Annotated in this window: 21 protein-coding genes and 1 pseudogene; 12 read left to right on the top strand and 10 right to left on the bottom strand. The window is 63.5% G+C overall.

All coding sequences use genetic code 11. From position 1 onward, the window contains the following. The first annotated feature begins 93 nt into the window (after positions 1 to 93). Positions 94 to 510 carry a nuclear transport factor 2 family protein gene (locus tag JY451_00750; GenBank protein QZH75197.1) on the top strand — a complete coding sequence of 139 codons (417 nt, stop codon included), beginning with the start codon at positions 94 to 96 and terminating at the stop codon, positions 508 to 510. On the opposite strand, the gene JY451_00745 is transcribed toward JY451_00750, so the two are convergent. From JY451_00745 to JY451_00735, 3 genes are all read right to left on the bottom strand, one after another. Further along, positions 429 to 1,682, bottom strand: a complete 1,254-nt coding sequence (locus JY451_00745; protein QZH75196.1) for a sulfotransferase — start codon at positions 1,680 to 1,682, stop codon at positions 429 to 431. The two genes, JY451_00750 and JY451_00745, sit on opposite strands and share 82 nt — an antisense overlap. Before the next feature lie 3 nt (positions 1,683 to 1,685). Further along, on the bottom strand, positions 1,686 to 2,702 hold the full coding sequence (gene purN, locus JY451_00740; GenBank protein QZH75195.1) for a phosphoribosylglycinamide formyltransferase: 1,017 nt from the start codon (positions 2,700 to 2,702) through the stop codon (positions 1,686 to 1,688). Positions 2,703 to 2,789: 87 nt separating this feature from the next. Next, a complete protein-coding gene (locus JY451_00735) occupies positions 2,790 to 3,887 on the bottom strand; it encodes a phosphoribosylformylglycinamidine cyclo-ligase (protein QZH75194.1) in 1,098 nt (365 codons plus the stop codon). A gap of 69 nt (positions 3,888 to 3,956) precedes the next feature. Between JY451_00735 and JY451_00730 the strand changes: the two genes are divergently transcribed. The 4 genes from JY451_00730 to JY451_00715 are packed head-to-tail and all read left to right on the top strand — an operon-like array spanning position 3,957 to position 7,013. After that, positions 3,957 to 5,252, top strand: coding sequence for a heavy-metal-associated domain-containing protein (locus JY451_00730; GenBank protein QZH75193.1), 1,296 nt, complete (start codon positions 3,957 to 3,959; stop codon positions 5,250 to 5,252). A gap of 17 nt (positions 5,253 to 5,269) precedes the next feature. Continuing rightward, positions 5,270 to 5,890 (top strand): ATPase, encoded by a 621-nt coding sequence (locus tag JY451_00725; protein QZH75192.1) that lies wholly within the window; start codon positions 5,270 to 5,272, stop codon positions 5,888 to 5,890. 29 nt (positions 5,891 to 5,919) lie between these two features. Continuing rightward, positions 5,920 to 6,642: a serine acetyltransferase gene (locus JY451_00720; GenBank protein QZH75191.1), complete on the top strand. Its 723-nt coding sequence runs from the start codon at positions 5,920 to 5,922 to the stop codon at positions 6,640 to 6,642. Then, positions 6,642 to 7,013, top strand: coding sequence for a DUF2794 domain-containing protein (locus tag JY451_00715; GenBank protein QZH75190.1), 372 nt, complete (start codon positions 6,642 to 6,644; stop codon positions 7,011 to 7,013). Before JY451_00720 ends, JY451_00715 begins: the two co-directional genes overlap by 1 nt. Before the next feature lie 12 nt (positions 7,014 to 7,025). Here JY451_00715 and JY451_00710 read toward each other — a convergent pair whose 3' ends face one another. Both JY451_00710 and JY451_00705 read right to left on the bottom strand, forming a co-directional pair. Beyond that, complete coding sequence (locus tag JY451_00710; protein QZH75189.1) at positions 7,026 to 7,682, bottom strand: DUF4328 domain-containing protein; 657 nt, start codon at positions 7,680 to 7,682, stop codon at positions 7,026 to 7,028. A 79-nt stretch (positions 7,683 to 7,761) separates the two neighbouring features. After that, a complete protein-coding gene (locus JY451_00705; GenBank protein QZH75188.1) occupies positions 7,762 to 8,433 on the bottom strand; it encodes an HAD-IA family hydrolase in 672 nt (223 codons plus the stop codon). A gap of 50 nt (positions 8,434 to 8,483) precedes the next feature. On the opposite strand from JY451_00705, the gene glmU reads away from it, so the two are divergent. The 6 genes and pseudogenes from glmU to JY451_00675 all read left to right on the top strand — a co-directional run bounded on the left by glmU (position 8,484) and on the right by JY451_00675 (position 15,302). Next, positions 8,484 to 9,854, top strand: coding sequence for a bifunctional UDP-N-acetylglucosamine diphosphorylase/glucosamine-1-phosphate N-acetyltransferase GlmU (gene glmU, locus JY451_00700; GenBank protein ID QZH75187.1), 1,371 nt, complete (start codon positions 8,484 to 8,486; stop codon positions 9,852 to 9,854). Next, positions 9,851 to 10,163, top strand: a pseudogene (locus JY451_00695) (hypothetical protein). The gene glmU and the pseudogene JY451_00695 overlap by 4 nt, the downstream one beginning before the upstream one ends. Positions 10,164 to 10,283: 120 nt before the next feature. Next, complete coding sequence (locus tag JY451_00690; GenBank protein QZH75186.1) at positions 10,284 to 10,661, top strand: CopG family transcriptional regulator; 378 nt, start codon at positions 10,284 to 10,286, stop codon at positions 10,659 to 10,661. Continuing rightward, on the top strand, positions 10,658 to 11,038 hold the full coding sequence (locus tag JY451_00685) for a PIN domain-containing protein (protein ID QZH75185.1): 381 nt from the start codon (positions 10,658 to 10,660) through the stop codon (positions 11,036 to 11,038). Before JY451_00690 ends, JY451_00685 begins: the two co-directional genes overlap by 4 nt. Before the next feature lie 16 nt (positions 11,039 to 11,054). Then, the gene (gene glmS / locus JY451_00680; GenBank protein ID QZH75184.1) at positions 11,055 to 12,893 is read left to right on the top strand and encodes a glutamine--fructose-6-phosphate transaminase (isomerizing); all 1,839 of its coding nucleotides are present in this window, start codon (positions 11,055 to 11,057) and stop codon (positions 12,891 to 12,893) included. Positions 12,894 to 13,004: 111 nt separating this feature from the next. Beyond that, complete coding sequence (locus tag JY451_00675) at positions 13,005 to 15,302, top strand: EAL domain-containing protein (GenBank protein ID QZH76479.1); 2,298 nt, start codon at positions 13,005 to 13,007, stop codon at positions 15,300 to 15,302. Between the two features lie 388 nt (positions 15,303 to 15,690). On the opposite strand, the gene purQ is transcribed toward JY451_00675, so the two are convergent. The 4 genes from purQ to JY451_00655 all read right to left on the bottom strand — a co-directional run bounded on the left by purQ (position 15,691) and on the right by JY451_00655 (position 20,517). Further along, positions 15,691 to 16,362 (bottom strand): phosphoribosylformylglycinamidine synthase subunit PurQ, encoded by a 672-nt coding sequence (purQ, locus tag JY451_00670; GenBank protein QZH75183.1) that lies wholly within the window; start codon positions 16,360 to 16,362, stop codon positions 15,691 to 15,693. After that, entirely contained in the window at positions 16,359 to 16,595 is a 237-nt protein-coding gene (gene purS, locus JY451_00665) for a phosphoribosylformylglycinamidine synthase subunit PurS (protein QZH75182.1), read from the bottom strand. The genes purQ and purS overlap by 4 nt, the downstream gene beginning before the upstream one ends. Positions 16,596 to 16,717: 122 nt before the next feature. Beyond that, the gene (locus tag JY451_00660) at positions 16,718 to 19,570 is read right to left on the bottom strand and encodes an insulinase family protein (GenBank protein QZH75181.1); all 2,853 of its coding nucleotides are present in this window, start codon (positions 19,568 to 19,570) and stop codon (positions 16,718 to 16,720) included. Between the two features lie 137 nt (positions 19,571 to 19,707). Beyond that, entirely contained in the window at positions 19,708 to 20,517 is an 810-nt protein-coding gene (locus JY451_00655; protein ID QZH76478.1) for a phosphoribosylaminoimidazolesuccinocarboxamide synthase, read from the bottom strand. Positions 20,518 to 20,735: 218 nt separating this feature from the next. On the opposite strand from JY451_00655, the gene JY451_00650 reads away from it, so the two are divergent. After that, entirely contained in the window at positions 20,736 to 21,155 is a 420-nt protein-coding gene (locus tag JY451_00650; protein QZH75180.1) for a hypothetical protein, read from the top strand. Positions 21,156 to 21,234: 79 nt separating this feature from the next. On the opposite strand, the gene JY451_00645 is transcribed toward JY451_00650, so the two are convergent. Then, on the bottom strand, positions 21,235 to 21,873 hold the full coding sequence (locus tag JY451_00645) for a hypothetical protein (GenBank protein QZH75179.1): 639 nt from the start codon (positions 21,871 to 21,873) through the stop codon (positions 21,235 to 21,237). Positions 21,874 to 21,987 lie beyond the last annotated feature (114 nt).

Genomic DNA, 21,987 nt, shown 5'->3' with positions numbered 1-21,987 from the left:
CCCCCGTAATCGTTGCGCGTTTCGCCACGGGATCGGCGAAACTGCGCGAGTCGCGCAGATGCAAGCGCGTTCAGGCAAGCGGGGGAAGCGATCGTGCCATGGCAGCGCAAATCGCCGGTGAAGGTCGCGCTCGCGTTCGTCGAGGCGTGCAACACCCGCAATGCCGAGGCGCTTGCTGCCATTCTCTCTCCCGATGTGGTATTTCAGGACAGTCGCGGGGGGCGGATAGAGGGACGCGAAGCGATGCTGGAAGCACTGGCGCGTGTCGACTCGGTAGCGCCCGACCTTCGCGTAGAGATAGACCGCTCCAGCACGCGCGGCGATTCCGCGCTGCTTACGGGACGGTCAATCACCAGCAATCCGGTGCTCGCTTGTGATACGCAGTGGAGAGCCGTGGTGATCGATGGCAAGCTGGTCGAATGGCAGGCCTACGGGCGGCCGTCGGCGAATTCGCTGGTGTTCATGTTGCGCGCGGTCGAGCCTGACGACGGATCGCCGAAATCGTCATAGCTCTGACGATGGTGTTCGTGGCCGTCGGCCTCCATCCGCCCACGTTCGGCCCGCATCGCCTCGCGCGCCTCCGGTGAAAGCGGCTGGCCGAGATCGGCGTAGAGCTGCGCCATCGCCACTTCCCAATCGCTATCCAGCGCGGCGAAATCGACCTTTGCCAGCGGTCCGGTAAATCCCGCCACGGCAACGTCCATCCGTTGCTGTCGCAGCGCAATCTTGCGCGCCACTTCGGCCTGGAGCCACGCCATGTCCACCGCGTCAGACTGGATTGTCATCTGGTTCGCCACCAGCGATGCGGAGCTGCGGGCAATGTCGGCATCGTCACGGCTCGTCAGCACCACGCGGGCATCGGGGAACTGCGCCAACAGCGCGGGCAGGTCTTCGGCGAATTGCGGCACCTTTAGCACGCGCGGGCGATCGGCATTGCCGTGGAAATGCGCGTCGGTGCGCAGGATGCGGGCGAATTCGCGATAGACCGGCGCCGGGTCGCGGTCTTCGCTGAAGGCAGTGAAGGCGGGAATGCGCCACTGCGCTTCGTAGGCGCAATGATCGAGCGCGCAGGCGAGCCAGCCCAGTTCCTCGTCGGCGCGGGTGGTGCCGAACGGGTGGATGCTGTCGAGCCACGGATCGAGCGTGCGTGCGGCGAGCAGCGTCAGCGCCGACCATGCCGGGCGGGTATCGGGACGGCGCGGGACGGGCAGCCAGCTGTCGCAGAAGCGGGTGGCGGCGTGGGCGGGATCGGCGGCGAGCAGGCGATGCACGCGAGTAGTGCCGCTGCGCATTTGCCCGACGACGATGATCGGCGGGGCGAGCTTATGCTCGACCACTTCGGGTTGCGCGCGCCACAGTTCGCCCAGTTCCAGCCGCTGGCGGATCACCCGCACCAGTTGCCCATGCGCCATCGTCAGCCCGAGCGAATTGAGCCGCGCCTCCGCCTCCAGCGATTCAACCAGCACTTCCAGCCGCAGCCGGAAATCGGCCATGTCCTCGTCGCTGCGCGGTCCGCGCTCACCCTCGGCGGGAATGTCGCGCAGGGCCTTGCCCCACAGCACATCGGGATCGAGCGAAGGGCGATTGGCGATCCCCTTGTCCCATGCGCTCTCCAGCCAGCCGCAGACGCGCTGAACGTGCGGCGAACGGCTGAGCGGATGGGGGCGGGGCGGGGGGGCCACGCTTCAGAACAGGTCCGCTACGTCGTGCAGCCGCGTCAGCCGCTTGGGCGCGACCATGCGCCAGCTGCGCTGGAGCCAGTCGGCGACATTGTCCCAGTCGACGCCGGGGCGATTGAGGATGATCCCGACCCAGCCGCTCGCACCATAGTAGGCGGGCTTGAAATAGGTGTCCGGCGCGGTTTCGGCCAGGCCGTTTACCTCGTCCGGGCCGCCGGTCTTGACCAGCACCGCGATATGTTCGGTGCCGTGGTGCTGGTCGGCGAAATAGGCGAAGAACTTGCCGCTCTTGCCGCCGCAGTGCCAACCTGGGGAACCGTGGCTTTCGCGCTCCTCCGCTTCGGGCAGCGCCATCGCCAGTTCGTGCACCCGTGCCTGCAACCAGTCGGCGCGATAGGCGCGGCCGACATAGTCGGCGACCATGCGGGGGTAGAGCTGGTATTCGGCAAGGATCACCCGGCGCGCGAGGCTGTCCGCCGTATCGTCGGGCAGGATCGCCACCGGCATTTGTCCCAGCAGCGGCCCGCCATCCAACTCGGGCGTCACGACGTGCACGGAGCAGCCGCCGAAGGCTTCGCCCGCGTCGATGGCGCGCTGGTGGGTGTCGAGCCCCTTGAACTTGGGCAGCAGCGAGGGATGGGTGTTGACCATGCGGCCTTCCCATCCGGCGACGAAATCGGCCGTCAGGATGCGCATATAGCCGCACAGCGCGAGATACTCTGCTCCGGAGGCGCGCAGGGCTGCGTCCATCACTTCCTCGTGCGCGCGGCGATCCATGCCGTGGTGATCGTGGGCGAAAGTGGCGATCCCCTCCGCAGCGGCGATCTTGAGGCCGGGCGCATCGGGGCTGTTGCTGGCGACCAGCACGATTTCGTAGGGGCAATCCGGCAGCCGCGACTGGAACAGCAGTGCCGACATGGTGGTGCCATTGCCCGACAGGAGGCAGGCGATCTTGACTTTTTGTATCAAAACTCCCCTCCCGCTTGCGGGAGGGGCTGGGGGTGGGCCTGTCGAGGCTGGCATCGCAGGCCCACCCCGCTGCGACTAAGCCTCACCTGCGATTCGGCAAGTCTCGCTGCCCCTCCCGCTTGCGGGAGGGAAGATGCCAAATCAAGCATCATGCGCAGCGTTCCAGTCGGCCTTGCCGCTCCAGGTGCCCGCCGAACCGCGCACTTCGCAGCCGCGCTGGCCCGCCACGATCTCGCCAATGCGGAACACTGTCTCGCCTGCTTCGGTAAGCGTAGTGGTGACCATCTCGATAGAGTCCGGCAGCACCGCCAGCACCATGCCGATCCCGCAGTTGAATGTGCGCGCCATTTCGCCCGGCTCGATATTGCCTTGCGCTTGCAGGAAGGCCATCAGCCCCGGCTGCTCCCAGGCATCGGCATCGACCACCGCCCGCGCGCCCACGGGCAGCACCCGCGGAATGTTCTCCAGCAGGCCGCCGCCAGTGATATGCGCCAGTGCATCGATCTGGCCCGCGCGCACCACCGGTAGCAAGTTTTTCACATAGATGCGGGTGGGTTCGATCAGATAGTCGATCAGCAGCCGATCCTGGTCGAACAGCGCGGGGCGGTCCAGCTTCCAGCCCTTGTCCGCCGCCAACCGCCGCACCAGCGAATAGCCGTTCGAATGCACGCCCGAACTGGCAAGGCCGAGCAGCACGTGCCCCGGAGCGACCCGTTCCCCGGTCAATTGCTCGCCGCGTTCCACCGCGCCGACGCAGAAGCCCGCGAGGTCATAATCGCCCGGCGCATACATGCCCGGCATTTCCGCCGTCTCGCCACCGATCAGCGCGCAACCGGCGATCTTGCAGCCTTCCGCGATCCCCGCGATCACCCGCTCGGCCACGCCATTGTCGAGCTTGCCGGTGGCGAAATAGTCGAGGAAGAACAGCGGCTCCGCGCCCTGTACGATCAGATCGTTGACGCACATGGCGACCAGGTCGATCCCGATAGCATCGTGCCGGTCATGATCGATGGCGAGCTTGACCTTGGTCCCCACGCCATCGTTGCCTGCGACGAGCAGCGGGTCCTTGTATCCCGCCGCGCGTGGATCGAAGAAACCGCCAAAGCCACCTATTTCGCCGTCCGCCCCGGGGCGCATGGTGGCTTTGACCAAGGGGCCGATCGCCTTCACGAGGCGGTTGCCCGCATCGATCGAGACCCCGGCCTGTTCGTAGGTATAGGAGGGTGGTTTGGAACTCATGCGCAGTGCCATAGTCTTTCGGGCTTGGATTTCCACTCGCCTTTGGGCAAAAGGCCCGCGATTTCCCCGATGAGCACACTTTCCCTCCCCCAGCGCCCGGCCGCATTCCAATTCGCGACCCGCTACGCGACCCATATCGCGGCGCTGGCCTGTGCCTTGCTCGCGGTACTGGCGGCAGCGGCGCTGGTGGCGCAGGTCTCGGGCGAGCGCGGCATTGCCCCCGTGGCCAGTAGCAGCGACATCAGCGTGGGCGGGATCGAAGTGAACGTCACCGGCGACAATGCCGAGGACGCGCGGCAAAACGGTTGGCGCGAAGCGCAGCGGTTGGCCTGGGCGGAACTTGATGGGCCGGAATTGCCCGATTCACGGCTCGATTCGCTGGTCGCTGCCATTGTGGTGGAATCCGAACAGATCGGCCCGCGCCGCTATATCGCGCGACTCGGGGTGATTTTCGACCGGCAGCGCGCGGGCTCGTTGCTCGGTGCCGAGGGTGCGCGCGCAAGGTCTGCGCCGATGCTCACATTGCCGGTGCTGGTATCGGGCGGCACACAGACAATGTTCGAGGTGCGCAACCCTTGGCAACGGGCCTGGGCGGAATATCAGTTCGGATCGAGCACGATCGATTATGTCCGTCCTTCCGGTTCGGGTGGGGAATCGCTGCTGTTGACCTATGGCCAGACGGGTCGCCGAAGCCGCGCCTGGTGGAACACGATTCTCGACCAGTTCGGCGCGGCCGACGTGCTGGTGCCGATCGCCAATCTCACCTGGGAATGGCCCGGCGGCCCGGTACAGGGGCGCTTCACTGCCCGCTACGGCCCGGACAACCGCTATCTCGACGAATTTACCCTGCGCGCTGAAAGTGCCGAGCAACTGCCTGCCATGCTCATCCGCGCGGTAGAGCGATTCGACCGTATTTTCGCCGCGGCGCTGGCTTCGGGACGCCTGCGGCCCGATCCTACGCTGACGCTCGACAATGTCGAACTCAGCCCGGCACTGCGGGCGCTCCTCGAAGAGGCGCGACGTGGCGAAGCGGCGGAGCGCGAGGCGGCGGCGAGCGAGGGTGCGGATGATAGCGACGAAGCTGTCCCCACCGATATCCCCACGGCGGAACCCACGCAGGCGGCTGCTACGGCGACCTTCGCGGTGCAGGTCGCGACGCCCGATGCGGCCTCGTTCGACAGTGCCCTCTCGCTATTGCGCGGTACGCCGGGAGTCGGCAGCGTTGCCGTCACCTCCACTGCCATCGGCGGCAATTCGGTGCTGCGTGTCACCTACAGCGGCGAACTCTCCGCGCTCGCAGCTACCCTGCGTTCGCGCGGCTGGGCGGTGAACGAAGGGCAGAACGCGCTCGGCATTTCGCGCTAGGCGCGGCGGGCTTTGCGGTGAGCGAGCAGATTGCCCTTCCCCTGCGGACCGGAAAGGGCCCGGCACGGATCGTGCTGGGCACGGGCAATCGCCATGTCGCGGAGGCGCTCACCACGCCGGAAAACTGGCCGTTTCGCACTGCAGTAATCACCGGCCCGCCGCGTTCGGGCAAATCGCTGTTCGCGCGCTGGTTTGCTGAAAGCGGGCCGGGGCATGTGCAACGCGAAATGGTGGATGATGCGCATAGGCTGCCGGAGGACGCCCTGTTCCATCGCTGGAACCGGGCGCAGGAGAACGGCGTCGCCTTGCTGATCATCGGCGGCGAACCGCCGTGGAAAATCACTTTGCCCGATCTTGCCTCGCGGCTGGGTGGGTCGCTCCAGCTCGCTATCGGTCCACCGGACGACGAGTCCGCGCGCGACCTGCTGCTCTCGCTGGCGGAAGAACGCGGCCTGCCGCTGCGCGACGATGCCGCCGATTACCTGATCCCGCGCGCCACCCGCTCCTATGCCGAGATCGAAGCGCTGGTGGCGACGATCGACCGCTTGTCTCTGGAGCGAAAGGCCCCACCTAACCTTGGTATATGGCGCGCCGCGCTCGACGCGGTGCATGGGCCGGAAGAGCCGCGCTTGCTTTGAGCCGGTTTTGATGGGAAACTGATGCTACGATGTTCGAACGCCTGAACAGCTATCTGGACTCGATCCGCGCCCGCGATCCGGCGCCGCGTTCGCGTTGGGAAATCCTGCTTTATCCTGGTGTGCTGGCGCTCGGCCTGCACCGGGCGGCGCACTGGCTGTTCGAGGCGGAGATGTTTTTTCTCGCGCGCTTCGTTAACCATTTCAGCCGCTTCCTGACCGCGATTGACATTCACCCGGGTGCGAAGATCGGCAAGAATTTCTTCATCGATCACGGCTTTACCGTAATCGGCGAAACCGCCGAGATCGGTGACAATGTGACCATCTACCAATGCGTCACGCTGGGCGGCACCAATCCCACCAATGGCAAGGGCGGAAAGCGCCACCCGACGCTGTGCGACAATGTCATCATCGGTTCGGGTGCGCAGGTGATCGGGCCGATTACGATAGGTGAACGCGCACGAGTGGGAGCCAATGCGGTTGTCACCGACGATGTGCCCGAAGGGGCGACGATGATCGGCCTCAAGGCCCGTTCCACGCTGGTTCCGGCGGAGGAATGGATCAAGGAATTCATTCCTTACGGCACCCCCTGTGACGATCCGTGCGAGAGCGCCAACGGGGTCGGTCGTGACTGTGTGGAGAAGCTGGAAAGCGAGATCAGGACGCTGAAGGACCAGGTGGAGGCACTCCAGAGGGCGCTGCCTGCAACCGCATCTGAACCCGCCTCCCTGCGTAAGAGCGGGACCAAGCGCTGATGGTGCCGCCCGCCGGCTCGGCTCCCGGCGCTCCCAATATTCTGGCATTTCCTGGCCAGCGCCCAGCTTCACAGGTGGGATTTGATCGGCACGAATTGACCCGCATTCTCGATCTGTACGGGCGCATGGTCGCCGCCGGGGAATGGCGCGATTACGCGATGGATTTCACCCGCGATTGCGCCGTGTTCGCCGCCTTCCGCCGCGCTGCCGACGTGCCGCAAATGCGGCTGGAAAAGCGCCCCTCGCTGCGCGGGAAGCAGGGGATGTGGGCGCTGTTCGGCGAACACGGGCAGGTGCTCAAGCGCGGGCACGAACTGGCGGGCGTTCTCGCTCCGGTGGAACGGCGGCTGGTGAAGGCTATCGACACCTAGGCGAAGCGCCGCTCAGGCGAACACGTCCGACTGGCTGAGGTGCGCGCCCGATTGCTGCGCATCGGTAATCTTGCGCACAAACTGCATCACGAACCATGCCGATCCTGCGAGGAAGATGTAGAGCAACACGCTCATTCCCAGCCAGCCCCAGGTCGGCAGCAGGACATAGAGGTTGGGGATCGAATCGAGCGCAACATAGCCCAGTAGCGCGCAGAACACGACGAAAGCACCCCAATTGCACGCCGCCCAACTGGTCACGTCCCCTGCACTGGCTGCCGCGTGCCAGTCGCTTTCTCCGTGACTGCGGTTCCACAGTTCTCGAGTGGAGGCGAAGGGGACATAGAGATTGACGAAAGGGATGAAGAACGAAGCGGTCGCCCAACTGGCGCTGTAGTTCAGTCCGCCGAGGCCAGACTCGTGGAGATTGCCATGCGCGCGGTGCAGCCACAGTGCGATCACGACAATCGAAGCCAGGAACGCCAGCAGCTGGATGCCGCCCGCCGCCATCGTGGCAACGCCGAACACTTCAGGATTACTGAAGATCGCCTCGCTCGCGAAAATCGCCGATAGCTGCAAAAGGATGGTGAGCACACAACCGGCGATAAATAGCCAAAGCACGATCCGCACGACGGTGCCGAGCGAGCCAAGCGCCCGAATTCCACTTTGCATTGAACAGCCCCCTGCCGCTTTGTCGAGGTTGTGCCGCGTTATCCTTCCCTTGCCAAGTAGGAAGCTACGCAGTTGCCGGTCAGAAACCTTTCAGCACACCCCCCAGTTCGTCGAAGTGATCGATCATCGCATCCCCGCCAAGCTCGGCTATCGGAACGTCGTGGTAGCCGAAGCGGCAAGTTACCACCGGCAGTCCCGCAGCCTTTCCAGCGCGCACATCGTAGGTCGAATCGCCCACCATCGCTGCCTGCCCGCCGCCGCAATCGCTAATTGCGGCTTGGAGCATGTTAGGCAGTGGCTTGGCCCGTTCGCGGCCCAGAGTGTCACCCCCGTAGATCGTGGTGAAGCGCTCGGTCATTCCCAGCGCTTCGAGGAGTTGCCGCGCGGGAGCTTCGGCCTTGTTGGTCACCACTGCCAGCTTGCACCCGTAACCTGCGAGCAGGTCCAGCGCGCCGAGACAGCCGGGGTAGGGCACTGTGTTGTCGGCGATATGGCCCCAGTAGTGATCGAGCAGCACTTGGGTCAGCCGGTCGAACTCGGCCTGATCGACCATTCCGCCGGTGGCTTCGAGCGCCTTGCCCAGCATCATCTCGGTGCCGCCGCCTATGAAGGTGCGGGTCATGCTTTCGGAGACAGTTGGCCGCCCGGCCTCGGTAAGCGCATGGTTCACCGCCGGGGCGAGGTCCCGCGCGGAATCGACAAGGGTGCCATCAAGGTCGAACAGGACGATATCGAAGGGAAATTTGTTCATGTCGGCTGCGCAGATAGACAGGCTTCTGGAAACCGCAATGATTTGCTGGCATGGCCCGCTGCATGGAATCCAGCAGACCGATCGCCGCCATTATTCTTGCTGCGGGCAAGGGCACCCGGATGAAGAGCAGCCGCCACAAGGTGCTGCACGAGGTTGGCGGCAGGCCGATGATCGAACACCTGCTGGCGAGCGTGGAGGCGCTGGGGCCGCAAAAGCTGGTTACCATTGTCGGTGAAGCGCGCGAGCAGTTGCACGAGCGGCTGGGCACCCGCAGCGATTTCGCGGTGCAGGATCCACAGCTCGGCACCGGACACGCGGTACAACAGGCAGAAGCCGCGCTGGGGGACTTCGCTGGCGACGTCCTCGTGCTCTATGGCGATGTGCCCTTTGTCTCCACCGCAACCATGCAGGCGATGATCGCGCGGCTGCACGCCGCCGATGCTCCCGCTGCCGTGGTGCTCGGCTTCGAACCGGCGGACCCGCTGCGCTACGGACGGGTGATCGCGCAGCAGGGCCGGATCGTCAAAATGGTCGAATGGAAAGACGCCAGCGAGTCGGAGCGTGCGGAGACGCTGTGCAACTCCGGTCTGCTGGCAGCCCGCGCCGGGGACCTGTTCGCGCTGCTTTCCCGCGTCTCCAACGCCAACGCGCAGAGCGAATATTACCTGCCCGACGTGGTCAACATCGCGATTGCCGACGGGCGCCCTTGCGCCGTGGTGAGCACGCAGCGGCCCGACGAAGTCACCGGCATCAACAGCCGCGCGGAGCTGGCTGCGGCGGAAGCACAGTGGCAGGCCTTGAAGCGCGAGGAAGCGATGGCGGCGGGCGTCACCCTGCGCGCGCCCGAAACGGTGTTCTTCAGTTGGGATACCGACCTGGCGGCGGACGTGGTGGTGGAGCAGAACGTGGTGTTCGGCCCCGGCGTCTCCGTGGCGAGCGGCGCGACGATCCGTGCTTTCAGTCACCTCGAAGGTGCGCGGGTTGGCGCAAACGTCGAAGTCGGCCCCTACGCCCGCCTGCGTCCCGGCGCGGTGCTCGAAGCGGGCAGCAAAGTGGGCAATTTCGTCGAAGTGAAGAACGCCACGCTGGGCGAGGGGGCGAAGGCCAACCACCTCAGCTACATCGGCGACGCCACAGTGGGCGAGGGCGCGAATATCGGCGCGGGCACCATCACCTGCAATTATGACGGCTATTTCAAGCACAAGACCGTGATCGGCCCGCGCGCGTTCATCGGCTCGAACTCCGCGCTGATCGCCCCGGTGAAGATCGGTGCCGATGCCATCGTTGCGGCGGGAAGCGCGGTCAGCCGTGACGTGGCGGATGGCGAATTGCGGATGGTGCGTGCGGAGCAATTGGTGAAGCCGGGCTGGGCGGATCGCTTCCACGACGCGATGAAGCGCAAAAAGGCGGAGAAAAAGTGAGCGACCGCTACGAGGGCAAGCCCTTTCTACGGCTGCTCGATTCCTACGTCCTCTCGGCCATCGGCGTGCTCGATCAGGCCAACGAGGACTGGCTGACGCAGGCCGAGCCGTTTTTTTCGCGCAACCTTTGGCGAGGAAGGCACCTGGCGCGAGATCGTCGCCAGCCGGATGCAGTTTCCCGTCGGGATGGAAGCGGCGATTGTCGATGTCTGGGAGAAGGGCCGGATCAGGTTCCGGCATGAAAGCGGGGAAGAGCCCGATCCGGTGCAGTTTACGCAGATGTTCGTGGACCAGAATTTTCCGCATTGACGAAATCGCTGCCTGGCACGGCGAGTTGGGAGAACCCGTTTGAAGAAAACTGGGGCTGGGAGGCGGAATCAGCGGCGGGTGAGGCTTGACATGATATCATGATATGATATCAGTATATCAATGACCCGCATCCTCGCCGACTTGCCCGATGACGATATCAAGTGGCTGGATAAGCTCGCTGCCGAGCAGGGCAAGTCGCGCGCAGCGGTCCTGCGGGAAGCGGTTGCCGGTTACCGGGCTGAAAAGAAACCTGCGGATGACAAGGAATGGCTCGAAATCGGCTTCGGGGCGTGGAAGGATCGCGTCGATATCGGTGATTCGGTGGAGTGGCAGCGTCGCGAGCGGGCCGGGTCGACCCGCCCGTGGGACGATGACTACGAAGAGGTGAAAGCCGAGCTTCCCGATCTCTTCGATGCGGAAGATGATCGCCAACGGCAAATCTACCTCGACATGATCGCTGGTAAATATCCTGAACCCAAGTTCCCGTCGCGCAAGTGAGCGGCTTCAGCTTCGACTCGAATATCGTGATCGACGCGCTGGCCGGTCTTGCACCTGCGCGCGCGGAAATGGACCGGGCTACCAGTTTTGGAGCCACCGCGTGGATCAGCCGGGCGGTGTGGATCGAAGTGATGTCCAAGGGCCAAGGCGAGGGCCTGATTCGGGCGGAAAAATTGATGTCGGGATTCGGCATCGACGAACTTGATGCCGAGATAGCCCGGCGCGCCGCCGCCTTGCGCCGCGAGAGGGCGCTTCTGAAGGCGACGGACGCGATCATCCTCGCCACTGCTCTCACCCGTGGTCGCGTCTTGATTACACGAAATACCAAGGATTTCCCCGCAGAGATGCCGGGCATCCGCGTCCCCTATATTCTTTAGAGAAAGCCCAGCCTCCATGTGCGGAATTATCGGAATTGTCGGCAACCAGCCCGTCGCGCAGCGCCTTGTCGATGGACTCAAGCGGATGGAATATCGCGGTTATGATAGCGCGGGTGTCTGCACCATCAGCGGCGGCGAACTGGTGCGTCGTCGGGCGGAGGGCAAGCTCGCCAACCTGGTACAGGAACTGGAGCGCAATCCGGCAGCGGGTAATGTCGGCATTGCGCACACCCGCTGGGCCACCCACGGCGCGCCGACGCAGGCCAATGCCCACCCCCACGCTACCCCGCAGGTGGCACTGGTGCACAACGGCATTATCGAGAATTTCAAGGAACTGCGCGATGAACTGATCGCCAGCGGGCGCGTTTTCGAAAGCCAGACCGATACCGAAGTGGTGGTCCATCTCGTCAGCCGTGAGATCGAAGGCGGTGCCTCGCCGGAGGAGGCAGTGCAGACCGTGCTGCCCCGCCTGCGCGGTGCCTTCGCGCTCGCCATCGCCTTTCGCGACTATCCCGATCTGCTGATCGGCGCACGGCTCGGCTCGCCACTGGTGGTCGGGCAGGGGCCAAATGATGAAAATGGCGGCGAGATGTATCTCGGATCGGATGCGCTCGCGCTGGCTCCGCTCACCCAGCAGATCGCTTACCTGGAAGAAGGCGATTGGGTGACTATCACCCGTGAAGGCGCGGCAATCCGTGACTCGTCGGGAAGCGCGGTTACGCGGGCATTCCAGACTTCCGGGGCCTCCGCCGCAGCCATCGAAAAGGGCAATTACCGCCACTTCATGTTGAAGGAAATCTTCGAACAGCCGACCGTGGTGGCGCAAACCCTACGCTCCTACCTGCGCCCGGTCGAGCAGCAGGTGGCACTGCCGCAGATCGATTTCGACATTTCCGCGATCAATCGGGTCACGCTGGTCGCCTGCGGCACCTCCTACTACGCCGGGATGGTGGCGAAATACTGGTTCGAACAGTTCGCCCGCGTGCCGGTGGACATCGACTACGCAAGCGAGTTCCGCTACCGGGACCCGGTGCTGGAACACGGCGGGTTGGCGCTGTTCATCAGCCAGAGCGGGGAGACCGCGGACACGCTGGCGGCGCTGCGGCATTGCAAGGCGCAAGGGCAAGTCATTGCCGCCGTGGTCAACGTGCCGACCAGTTCGATGGCGCGCGAAGCGGACTTGCTGCTGCCCACTCATGCCGGGCCGGAAATCGGCGTCGCCAGCACCAAGGCCTTCACCTGCCAGCTCGCTGTCCTCGCCGCGCTGGCGGCGCATTTCGCGGTAAAGAAGGGGCGGTTGACCCGCGAACAGGAAGCCGAAATCGTGACCCATCTGCTGGAAGCGCCCGCGTGCCTCAACGAGGCCCTCGCCCATGACGACGAAATCGCGGCGATGGCGCATCTCATCGCCCCGGCGCGCGATGTGCTTTATCTGGGCCGGGGAGCTGATTTCCCCTTGGCGCTCGAAGGTGCGCTCAAGCTGAAGGAAATCAGCTATATCCACGCCGAAGGCTATGCCAGCGGCGAGATGAAGCACGGCCCCATCGCGCTGATCGACGAAGCGGTGCCGGTGATCGTGCTCGCCCCCTCCGGTCCGCTGTTCGAAAAGACCGTCTCCAATATGCAGGAAGTGCAGGCGCGCGGCGGCAAGGTGGTGCTCATTTCGGACGCGGAAGGCATCGCGCAGGCGGGCGAGGGCTGCATGGCCACCATCGAAATGCCCAAGGTCCACCCGCTGATCGCGCCGTTGGTTTACGCTGTGCCGGTGCAATTGCTCGCTTACCACGTGGCAGTGGCCAAGGGCACCGATGTCGACCAACCGCGCAATCTGGCGAAGTCGGTGACCGTCGAGTAGCCGCCACAAACTGTCGCAGGGCTTTACCCGGCCCTAACCATTGCTGCGTATGGCCGGTGGGTGAGCAAGAATCCCACTGGCCTGCCGAAACTGCCGCTGCGACTCACCGCGCTGCAAGTGATCGGACTGCGTGATCCCGGCGATGGGGACTGGGCCCGGCTGCGGGCGCTGCAATACTCCGAACTTCACAAGGCATCGCGGCTGAGGCTGGCTGCACACGGCATCGCCGGGCTTTTGGCGGTTTCGATGTACGTTGGCACTCTTCCCGCCTGGCTTTTGGGCCTATGGCTGGTCGCAGTGTTCCTGACCGTCGGCAATGTCGGGCGGCTCGACAAGCACTTTACCGATATTTCCCGCCGTTCGATGTCGCCGCTGGAATTCCGTCGGCAAGCTGGCGCTGTCGGGCTCTGCGCGGTGCCCTGGATAGCCGCATTGCTTTTTGTCGCGCCGATCGGCGATTCTGCACAGCACCTGGGCCTATGGGCGTTGGTTGCAATGCTGATTGCGGGCAGCGCCGCGACTTCCAGCGCTGCACCCGTGGCCACCATCGTTTTCGATACTGTGGTGGGTTTTGCGGGGGCGGCATCCTTTGTCATTTCGGGCGATTTCCTGTTCGCGCTTGCAAGCTTGGTGTTCGTATTCACCATTGTCATTGGCGCACTCAATTCCGCCCGCACTTATCTTTCCGCCCGGATCGCTGAAGCAGGCGTATTGGAGAAGGACGAGGTCGTCTCCTTGCTACTGCGCGAATTCGAGGAGAAGGAATCCGACTGGCTGTGGCAGGTCGATAACAACCGCCGCCTGCAATCGGTCAGCCCGCGCTTCGCTTTCGCTCTGGGCAAGGAGCCGTCCGAGATCGAGGGCGAACGCTTCATCCGGCTGATCGCGGGAGAGACCTTCGAAACCGGCGACGTTCCGCGCAGTCTTCACGATCTCGCCGAGCGCCTGAAGCGGCGCGAGAGCTTCTCCAATCTGCTCGTGCAGGTACAGATCGGCGAGCAGCGCCGGTGGTGGGAACTTTCGGGCACGCCAATGCGCGATGGCTCTGGAAACTACATCGGCTTTCGCGGCGTCGGTTCGGATGTCACCGAGCAGCGGGATCGCGATGAGAAAATCGCCTATCTTGCCCGCTACGATACGCTCACCGGCTTACCCAACCGCCTCATGCTGACCGAGGCGCTCGGCGAAGCGATGCGATTTTCCGAACAATGGCGCACCCGTTGCGCATTCCTGATGATCGATCTCGACCGCTTCAAATCCGTCAATGACTCGCTCGGTCACCTGGTTGGCGACAGGCTGCTGGCCAAGGTTTCCGAACGGTTGGACTATGTTTGCTCCGAGAACGAGCAATGCGGACGATTGGGGGGCGATGAATTTGCCGTGGTGATCCGCGATGCCACCGATCACACACGGGTGGATTCGATTGCCGCGACCATCATCGAGCATCTTTCGCAGCCCTATATCGTCGATAACCATACGCTGTTCATCGGTGCCAGTGTCGGCTCCGCCATCGGCCCGCGCGACGGGCAGAGCGTCGAGACGCTGATGCGCAACGCCGATCTGGCGCTGTATCGGGCGAAGGACGAAGGGGGCGGAGTGCATTGCACCTATGTCCCCTCGCTCCACGCCGATGCCGAGGAACGCCGCACACTCGAACTTTCGCTGCGCCACGCCATCCACAAGAACGAGTTGGAACTGAACTACCAGCCGGTGGTGAACGCCAAGACCGAAGGGGTGGTCAGCTTCGAGGCACTGCTGCGCTGGAACAGCAAGGAGCATGGCTCGGTCAGTCCGGCCAAGTTCATCCCGCTGGCCGAAGATACCCGCCTGATTATCCCGATTGGCCGCTGGGTGTTGCATGAGGCCTGCAAGCAGGCCACGCGCTGGCCCGAAGACATCAAGGTGGCGGTGAACGTCTCAGGCGAGCAATTGCTCGAACCCGAATTTATCCAGTCGATCGTGCAGGCGCTTTCCGAAACGGGCTTGCGACCGCACCGGCTGGAAGTCGAAGTGACCGAAAGTGTATTCCTGCGCGACGGGAAGACCGCCAACCACACGCTGGAGCAAATCCTCGCGCTCGGCTGTTCGGTGGCGTTGGACGATTTCGGCACCGGCTATTCGTCGCTCGGCTACCTGCGCGATCTGCGCTTCTCGACGATCAAGGTGGACCGCAGTTTCGTGCAAGGCGCGGCAGAGCACCGCCCGGAGAGCCTCGCGATCATCCGCGCGGTAGTGGCGATGGCTCAGAGTCTCGAAATGTCGACCACGGCAGAGGGCGTCGAGACCATCGAGCAGGCGGAAATGATCCGGGAAATGGGCTGCACCAAGATTCAGGGCTACTATTTCGGCCGTCCGATGACCGCCACCGAAGCGCATTCCCTGGTAGTGAAACGACGGGTCGCGGCGTAATTTGTTTTTCGCTCACGCGTCAGCGTGAGCGTCCTCGCTAGACGGGCAGCAAGCTGCCCCCGCTGCGGCCGGCCGTTGGGCCTTGCGGTCGCAAGACCGACCGAGGCCGCGTTAATCCTCCTCGGAACGGAGAGGGTTCCGAGGTATCCAGGTTGTTCTTTCCTACACGAGGATTGCGCGGCTATCCTCGGCTCGCCCACTCCTTTGTAGGGAGCGGCAGGCTCCTTCCCAGCGTCGATCTTCCGGCAGAACCGGTCTCTGCCGAAGCGCGATTTTTGGTGTCATCTTTGTGTCAACTTTGACCAGGCGAAGGCACCCGCCGTCTAGGGCATTCGCTTCACAGGTGCCAACCACTTCGAGCTTGCCGAAGGGCGGGCCGGACTGAAGATCACGCCGTCTGCAGAACGCCCAGAATGCTCTCGAACAACCGCCGCCCGTCGCTTCCACCGTGCGCCTGCTCAATTGCGCGCTCAGGATGCGGCATCATGCCCAGCACATTGCCCGCTGCGTTCAGCACGCCGGCTATCCGCCGCTGCGAGCCGTTCACTTCATCGAGATAGCGCAAGGCCACGCGGCCTTCGCCTTCCAGCCGGTCAAGCGTGTCCTCGTCCGCGAAGTAATTGCCATCGTGATGCGCCACCGGCAGACTGATTTCCTCACCGGTCGAGTAGCCGGCGGTAAACAGCGACTGGCTGTTTTCCACCCGCAGCGGGGCATTGCGGCAGACGAAAGTGAGCTGGGCATTGCGCATCAGCGCGCCGGGCAGCAGCCGTGCCTCGGTCAGCACCTGGAAGCCGTTGCACACGCCGAGCACGGGCACACCACGCTCCGCCGCCGCGGCGACCGAGCGCATGATCGGGCTGTTTGCGGCCATCGATCCGCAGCGCAGGTAATCGCCGTAGGAAAAGCCGCCGGGGAGGGCGATGAAATCAAGCCCCTCGGGCAGGTCGGCATCGCCGTGCCAGACCTTGACCGGCTCGCGCCCCGAAATCTCGCGCAGCGCCACCTGCATGTCGCGGTCGCAGTTGGAGCCGGGGAAAGTGACGACCGCCGACTTCATGCCGCGACTTTCTCGATCCGGTAGTTTTCGATCACGATGTTGGCGAGCAGCTTCTCGCACATCTCGGCGAGCGTCGCGTCACTGGTGTTATCGGCCACATCGAGTTCGACCAGCCGCCCGATCCGCACATCTTCAACGCCCGCAAATCCAAGGCCTTCAAGCGCATGATGGACCGCGCGGCCCTGTGGGTCGAGAACACCCGGACGGAGCGAAACATGGATGCGGATTTTCATGGGATGGGCCTTTCGCACGCGAGTCCGTTATGGGCGGCAGCCTATGGCGGCTGGCTGCGCCAACGGCAAGAGGCGGCAGGGGCCGTTCCCACGCCGCCCTTGCAAAAAAGTGCCGCTTGAACCTATTGTGTACCCTCGGCAACCAGCACGCGGGCATCGGCGCGGCGTTCGGGGGTCAGATAGGTCTGTGCGAGCGCCTGCAAATCGGCGGGAGTGAAGCTCTGCAACACTTCCACTTGCGTACGGACCCGATCAAGGCGCTCGGCTTCGCTCTGTGCGCTGGACGTTACACCGAGCCAGAAGCCATTGTTTTCCCGCGCCAGTCGGATGCTTTCCAGCACCGGCTGCCGCGCCCGCAGGAGCATGTCCTCGCTCACCGGTTCGTCGCGCAATTCGGCGGCCAGCCGGGTGATGATGGCGCGCACCTCATCCGCCTGCGCGGGATCGACGACGGCGGACAAGCTGAGGGTGCCGAAATCGGTGAAATCGGAGCTCGTATTATTGCCAACCGAAGGGCTGTAGGTTGCGGCCAGTTCTTCGCGAAGCGTCTCCAGTCCCTTCAACTGCACCAGTTCGGACAACAGGCGCAGCCCCATGTCTTCCCGGAAGTCGCTGTCATCCCGGGTCCGCCACACGCTCGCCACCAAAGCCTGATCGGCTTGCCCGGTGTGGGTGTAGTCATTGATCTCCTCGCCCGACAGGTCGCGGAAGGGGAGCGCGCGTTGCTCGGTGAATTCCGAAAACTCGGCATTTCGGGCTGGCAGCGCGCCGAAGGTCTGCGCAACCGTCGCGATCGCCACATCGGGATCGATATCGCCGACAATGGCGATTTCGATCGCGCCATTGGCCCCCGCTGCCAGAACGGCCTCACGAAGAGCCTCTCGGTTCACTGCGCCCAATTCCTCGCGGGAGGGGAAATCGGTGTAAGGGCTGTCCGCAATCATCTCCCCGATCCGCAGCCCGAAGACTTGCCCGGGCTGCGATTCCAGCTGTCCCCAGACCTGATCGATGACGGCACCAAACCGCGCATCTGCTTCAGGACGCAGCCCGAGGTCGGTGAGATAGGCGGCGCTGACCTGCATCTGAGTCAAGAGGTCATCAGGAGTCGTGATGCCGCCCGAATTGAACACATCGTTCCCCGCGCCAATCCCGGTCGAGACCTGCTTGCCTGCCAGCAGTTCGGTGATCTCGTCGAACGAGTGCTGCCCAAGCCCACCGACTTGGGAAGCGATTTGCAGGTAGATGCTCGCTGCAGTGGAATTCATCCCTTCGAGTGCGAATGTCCCGCCGTCCACGTTGACGTTGAAACGCACCCGACCGGGTTCGAAATCGGTCTGCTTGATGTTGAGGCGGACATTGTTGTCGAAGATTACGGTCCGGATGCCGAGATCCTCGATCGTCGTGTCCGCCCTAACAGTGCCGGGGGTGCCCCAGTCAGCATAGGCGAAGGCTGTCGCCGCCACGTCTTCTGGCGGCGCAACGGCCAGTGCCGTGCTGCCCTGATAGGCCGCCGCCACGGCTTCGACGCCGCCCTCCAGCTCCTTGGACGTGACCCGCACCAGCGGCGCACCTTCGCTCCAGACATCGCGGAACAGCGCGTTGACGGCATCTACCGTCAGTTGCGGGCGCATCGCCTGGAACAGCTCATAGCGATATTGCGGATCAGTGATGAAGTCGTTCTCGGTCGCCGCATTGACCAGCGCCATCGCGAGCTGGGCATTGTTGCGCGCATCCGCCTGCGCAGCGGCGCGCCGCAGCGAGCTCTCGACCTGCGTCAGCGCATATTGCAGCTCGGCTTCGGTAAAACCGTATTCCAGTGCGCGGCGCAGTTCCTGTTCGGCGATCGCCAGCCCTTCGGCCCAGGCACCATCGCGGGTGCTGATGGTGACTGCGGAGTAGTCCGCCACCCCTTCATCCGCTGCTACGCCAAAGCCGCCGCCCAGGATCGGGCTACCTTCCCGGTTGGCGATGCGGGTGATGCGCCGGTCGAACATGATCTCGGCAAGGTTTTGCAATTGCGAACGGGTGCGCTCCGCCACAGTGTCTGCCGGATCGGTATAGGGCCGCAACTGGTAGATTGCAGCGCTCGAACTGAAGGTAGGATCGACGAATGTGTCGAACGCCGCCTCGCGGTCGAAATCGGCGGTGCCGGGGGAGGGCATCTCGCCCGCCTCTCCGCGCGGCTGCCAGTTGGCAAAGCGTTCGCGAATTGCCGCTTCCATCTCTGCCACATCGAAATCGCCGACGGCGATCAGGGTGGCGTTTTCGGGGCGGTAAAAGCGATAGTAGAGGTTGCGCAGCCGATCCGCGGGAGCTTCGCGAAGCACCGAGTCGAGCCCGATCGGGAAGCGGGTTTCATAGAGCGTATCGGGCACGCGGAAATCGAACAGGTCACGGAAATTGCGCAGTCCTGCGGAATCGCGCACCCGGCGTTCGCTGACAAGGATTTCCCGCTCCCGATCGACTGCTTCGGGGGTAAAGGTCAGTTCGCTGGCGGTCTCGCGCAGCAGGAACAGCGCTGTTTCGAGCCCTTCCTCGTTGGCATTGGGGACATCGAGCATGTACACCGTTTCATCGAAGCTGGTGTAGGCATTGGTGTCCGGCCCGAAGGCAAGGCCAAGCCGCTCAAGCAGGGGGATCATTTCCCCTTCGGGTACATTCGTCGAACCGTTGAAAGCCATATGTTCGATGAAGTGGGCGAGACCCTGTTCGTCGTCCGCTTCACCCATCGATCCGAAATCGAAGTGCATCCGGAAGGATGCCGCGCCATCGGGGGTATCGTTCTGGCGAATGGCGTATTTCATGCCGTTTTCCAGCGTGCCGTATATAATCGAGGGATCGGGCACGACATCGGTTGCTTCCAGCCCCCATCCTTCGACCGGCCCCTGCTGCGCCAGCGCGGGCGCGGCGAGCGCGAGCGACAGGGCGAGAGTGGCGGCGGAAATGCCGGTGGCGATGGTGCGGCGGATGGTCATGAAACGTGTCCCCTCTGGAATGATCTACGGGAGAAAAGGCGCACGGAAAGGCGCGGTCCTGCGAGCATGACCGACGTTATGGCAAGCGGGAACCTCAGGCGCAACCGGGCTTTGGCCCATATACGCCCGAAATAGCGCTACTTTTTGGGTTTCGGCGTGCTTTGCCGCAAGCGCGAGCGGTGCGCACTCATGTCGAGCACGTCACCGGGACCGCTGTCGTCGTCCTTTTGCAGCAGGCCGAGGCGGCGGGCGACTTCCTGGTAGGCTTCCTGCTCGCCACCAAGATCACGGCGGAAGCGATCCTTGTCCAGCTTTTCACCCGTGTGAAAGTCCCACAGACGGCAGTTGTCCGGGCTGATCTCGTCGGCCAGGATCACGCGGCTGTAATCGCCATCGTAAATGCGCCCGAATTCCAGCTTGAAATCGACCAGCCGGATATCGATCGCGGCGAACATACCGCACATGAAATCGTTGATGCGGATCGCCATCGCGGCGATATCCTGCATTTCCTCGTGGCTGGCCCAGTTGAAGGCGGCGATATGCTCTTCGGCCACCATCGGGTCGCCCAATTCATCGGACTTCAGGTAGTACTCGATCAGCGTGTGGGGCAGCATTTCGCCTTCCTCGATGCCGAGGCGCTTGCTGATCGACCCGGCGGCGACATTGCGCACCACCACTTCGAGCGGGATGATCTCAACCTGCCGCACGAGCTGCTCGCGCATGTTCAGGCGGCGGATGAAGTGGGTGGGAATGCCGATGTGCGCCAGCCGCGTGAAAACATGCTCGCTGATGCGGTTGTTGATCACGCCCTTGCCGTTGATCGTGCCCTTCTTCTGGGCATTGAAGGCGGTGGCATCGTCCTTGAAATACTGGATGATCGTGCCGGGTTCGGGGCCTTCGTAGAGGATCTTGGCCTTGCCTTCGTAGATCTGGCGGCGGCGGGACATCGGCGAACCTTTCATGCGGATGCTGGCGCATCTGGAAACCAAATTTGAAAACACGGCGCCCCGGCGCGTGCGAAGCTGGGCGCGTCGCATGGGCCGGGGCGTTCAGCGGGCCTATACACGAGGGTGCAGCGAAGGGCAATCGCACTGCCGATTTCGCTTGCCCGCTTTCCGGGCCCTGATACTCCCGCAGCGGGTCGCGTTTTGGGGAAGGACCACCAATGAAAAAATCGCTGATAATCGCTGCTGTTGCCAGCCTTGCGCTTGCTGCGTGCAATTCCGAGGAAGCAACAGAGGCTCCGGCCGAAACAGAAGCAGCGGCTGCCGTTCCCGCCGCCGCTGAAGTCCAGCTCGCTGCGGACGGACAACCGGCAGAGGGTACCTATGAAGTCACGCTGGCCGATGGCACCGTGCTGACCGAAGTCGTCAATGCGGACGGCACCTACACCTGGACTTCGTCTGACGGAACGACCGGCGCGGGAACCTGGCGCACCGATGGCCCGAACGTGTGGTGCACCACCGAAGAAGGCGAAGAGGAAAGCTGCAACGACGAAACGATCAATGCCGACGGCGTGTGGACGACCATTGATCGCGAGACACCGGACGAGGTTGCCACGGTTGTTCGGGTTGTTGCCGAGTAGTTGTTCAATGCAGGGTCAAAAAACCCGGCCGGGCGTATAGGCAGGCCGATACGTCCGGCATTTTGACCGGCTCCCGGAATCAGTCGAGTGCAGCTTCGATGACGTTGTACCAGGTCTCCCCGTCCCATTGTTTCTTGTGGATGGCAGTGATTTCCTTGCTAAAGCCATCAAGCTGGTCGGCAAGCTTGTAACCTGCTTTGCTGCCGCTGATTTCGGAGAAGAGCATAGCGTAGCCCCTGGCCGAAGTGGAGGCTAGCTCGACCGCTCCGGGCACCACGCTTGTAACGCTACGAAGGATCGCGGCGCTGCCAAGCAACAGGGCACGGCTGTATTTTTCGCTGTCGGCGATGTTGGAATTCATCACCTTCTGGATGCGGTCCATTTCCTTGGCGACTTCGATCAGAGCGCCTGCAGCTGCGAGTTTGCTGGAATGCTTGTCGATCGATTTGGTGAACTGGAAAATCGTCCGCATCCGCTTGTTGACCACCATTCCGCGCAAATTGCCCGAACCGTTCTTGATGGGCTCGAATGCCAGCCAGTCGAAACGGCGGAACGCCTGCCCCGCGGCGAGCATTCCGCCCGCCTTGGTACCCTGCGCCACCTTGTCGATCATTTCATGCCCCTTGCCCGCATATTCCGCGCCCTGATCGATCATATCGATGACCATGAGTTGCTCACCCTTCGGAGCAGGCGGCTGCGCGACGCAAATATTGGCCATATTGGTTATTCTCCCCAGCTTCTCCGAGAATAGAGCCGATCGGCGGGTGGCAGGCAAGAAAAACGGGGCCTATCAGTATCCCGATAAGCCCCGTGTCTCAGTTCTATAAGGGCA

Origin of the sequence: Erythrobacter sp., assembly GCA_019739335.1 — a bacterium.
GTDB lineage: Bacteria > Pseudomonadota > Alphaproteobacteria > Sphingomonadales > Sphingomonadaceae > Alteraurantiacibacter.
Note: the sequence above shows the minus strand (reverse complement) of the source record. Positions and strands in the feature narration are given on the sequence as shown.

Bases quoted from the DNA above. Each gene is read 5' to 3' on its own strand.
- purN (QZH75195.1), bottom strand. From the start codon at position 2,702: ATGCCAGCCTCGACAGGCCCACCCCCAGCCCCTCCCGCAAGCGGGAGG.
- JY451_00735 (QZH75194.1), bottom strand. From the start codon at position 3,887: ATGAGTTCCAAACCACCCTCCTATACCTACGAACAGGCCGGGGTCTCG.
- JY451_00730 (QZH75193.1), top strand. From the start codon at position 3,957: ATGAGCACACTTTCCCTCCCCCAGCGCCCGGCCGCATTCCAATTCGCG.
- JY451_00720 (QZH75191.1), top strand. From the start codon at position 5,920: ATGTTCGAACGCCTGAACAGCTATCTGGACTCGATCCGCGCCCGCGAT.
- JY451_00715 (QZH75190.1), top strand. From the start codon at position 6,642: ATGGTGCCGCCCGCCGGCTCGGCTCCCGGCGCTCCCAATATTCTGGCA.
- JY451_00710 (QZH75189.1), bottom strand. From the start codon at position 7,682: ATGCAAAGTGGAATTCGGGCGCTTGGCTCGCTCGGCACCGTCGTGCGG.
- JY451_00705 (QZH75188.1), bottom strand. From the start codon at position 8,433: ATGAACAAATTTCCCTTCGATATCGTCCTGTTCGACCTTGATGGCACC.
- glmU (QZH75187.1), top strand. From the start codon at position 8,484: ATGGCCCGCTGCATGGAATCCAGCAGACCGATCGCCGCCATTATTCTT.
- JY451_00690 (QZH75186.1), top strand. From the start codon at position 10,284: ATGACCCGCATCCTCGCCGACTTGCCCGATGACGATATCAAGTGGCTG.
- glmS (QZH75184.1), top strand. From the start codon at position 11,055: ATGTGCGGAATTATCGGAATTGTCGGCAACCAGCCCGTCGCGCAGCGC.
- purQ (QZH75183.1), bottom strand. From the start codon at position 16,362: ATGAAGTCGGCGGTCGTCACTTTCCCCGGCTCCAACTGCGACCGCGAC.
- purS (QZH75182.1), bottom strand. From the start codon at position 16,595: ATGAAAATCCGCATCCATGTTTCGCTCCGTCCGGGTGTTCTCGACCCA.
- JY451_00660 (QZH75181.1), bottom strand. From the start codon at position 19,570: ATGACCATCCGCCGCACCATCGCCACCGGCATTTCCGCCGCCACTCTC.
- JY451_00655 (QZH76478.1), bottom strand. From the start codon at position 20,517: ATGTCCCGCCGCCGCCAGATCTACGAAGGCAAGGCCAAGATCCTCTAC.
- JY451_00650 (QZH75180.1), top strand. From the start codon at position 20,736: ATGAAAAAATCGCTGATAATCGCTGCTGTTGCCAGCCTTGCGCTTGCT.
- JY451_00645 (QZH75179.1), bottom strand. From the start codon at position 21,873: ATGGCCAATATTTGCGTCGCGCAGCCGCCTGCTCCGAAGGGTGAGCAA.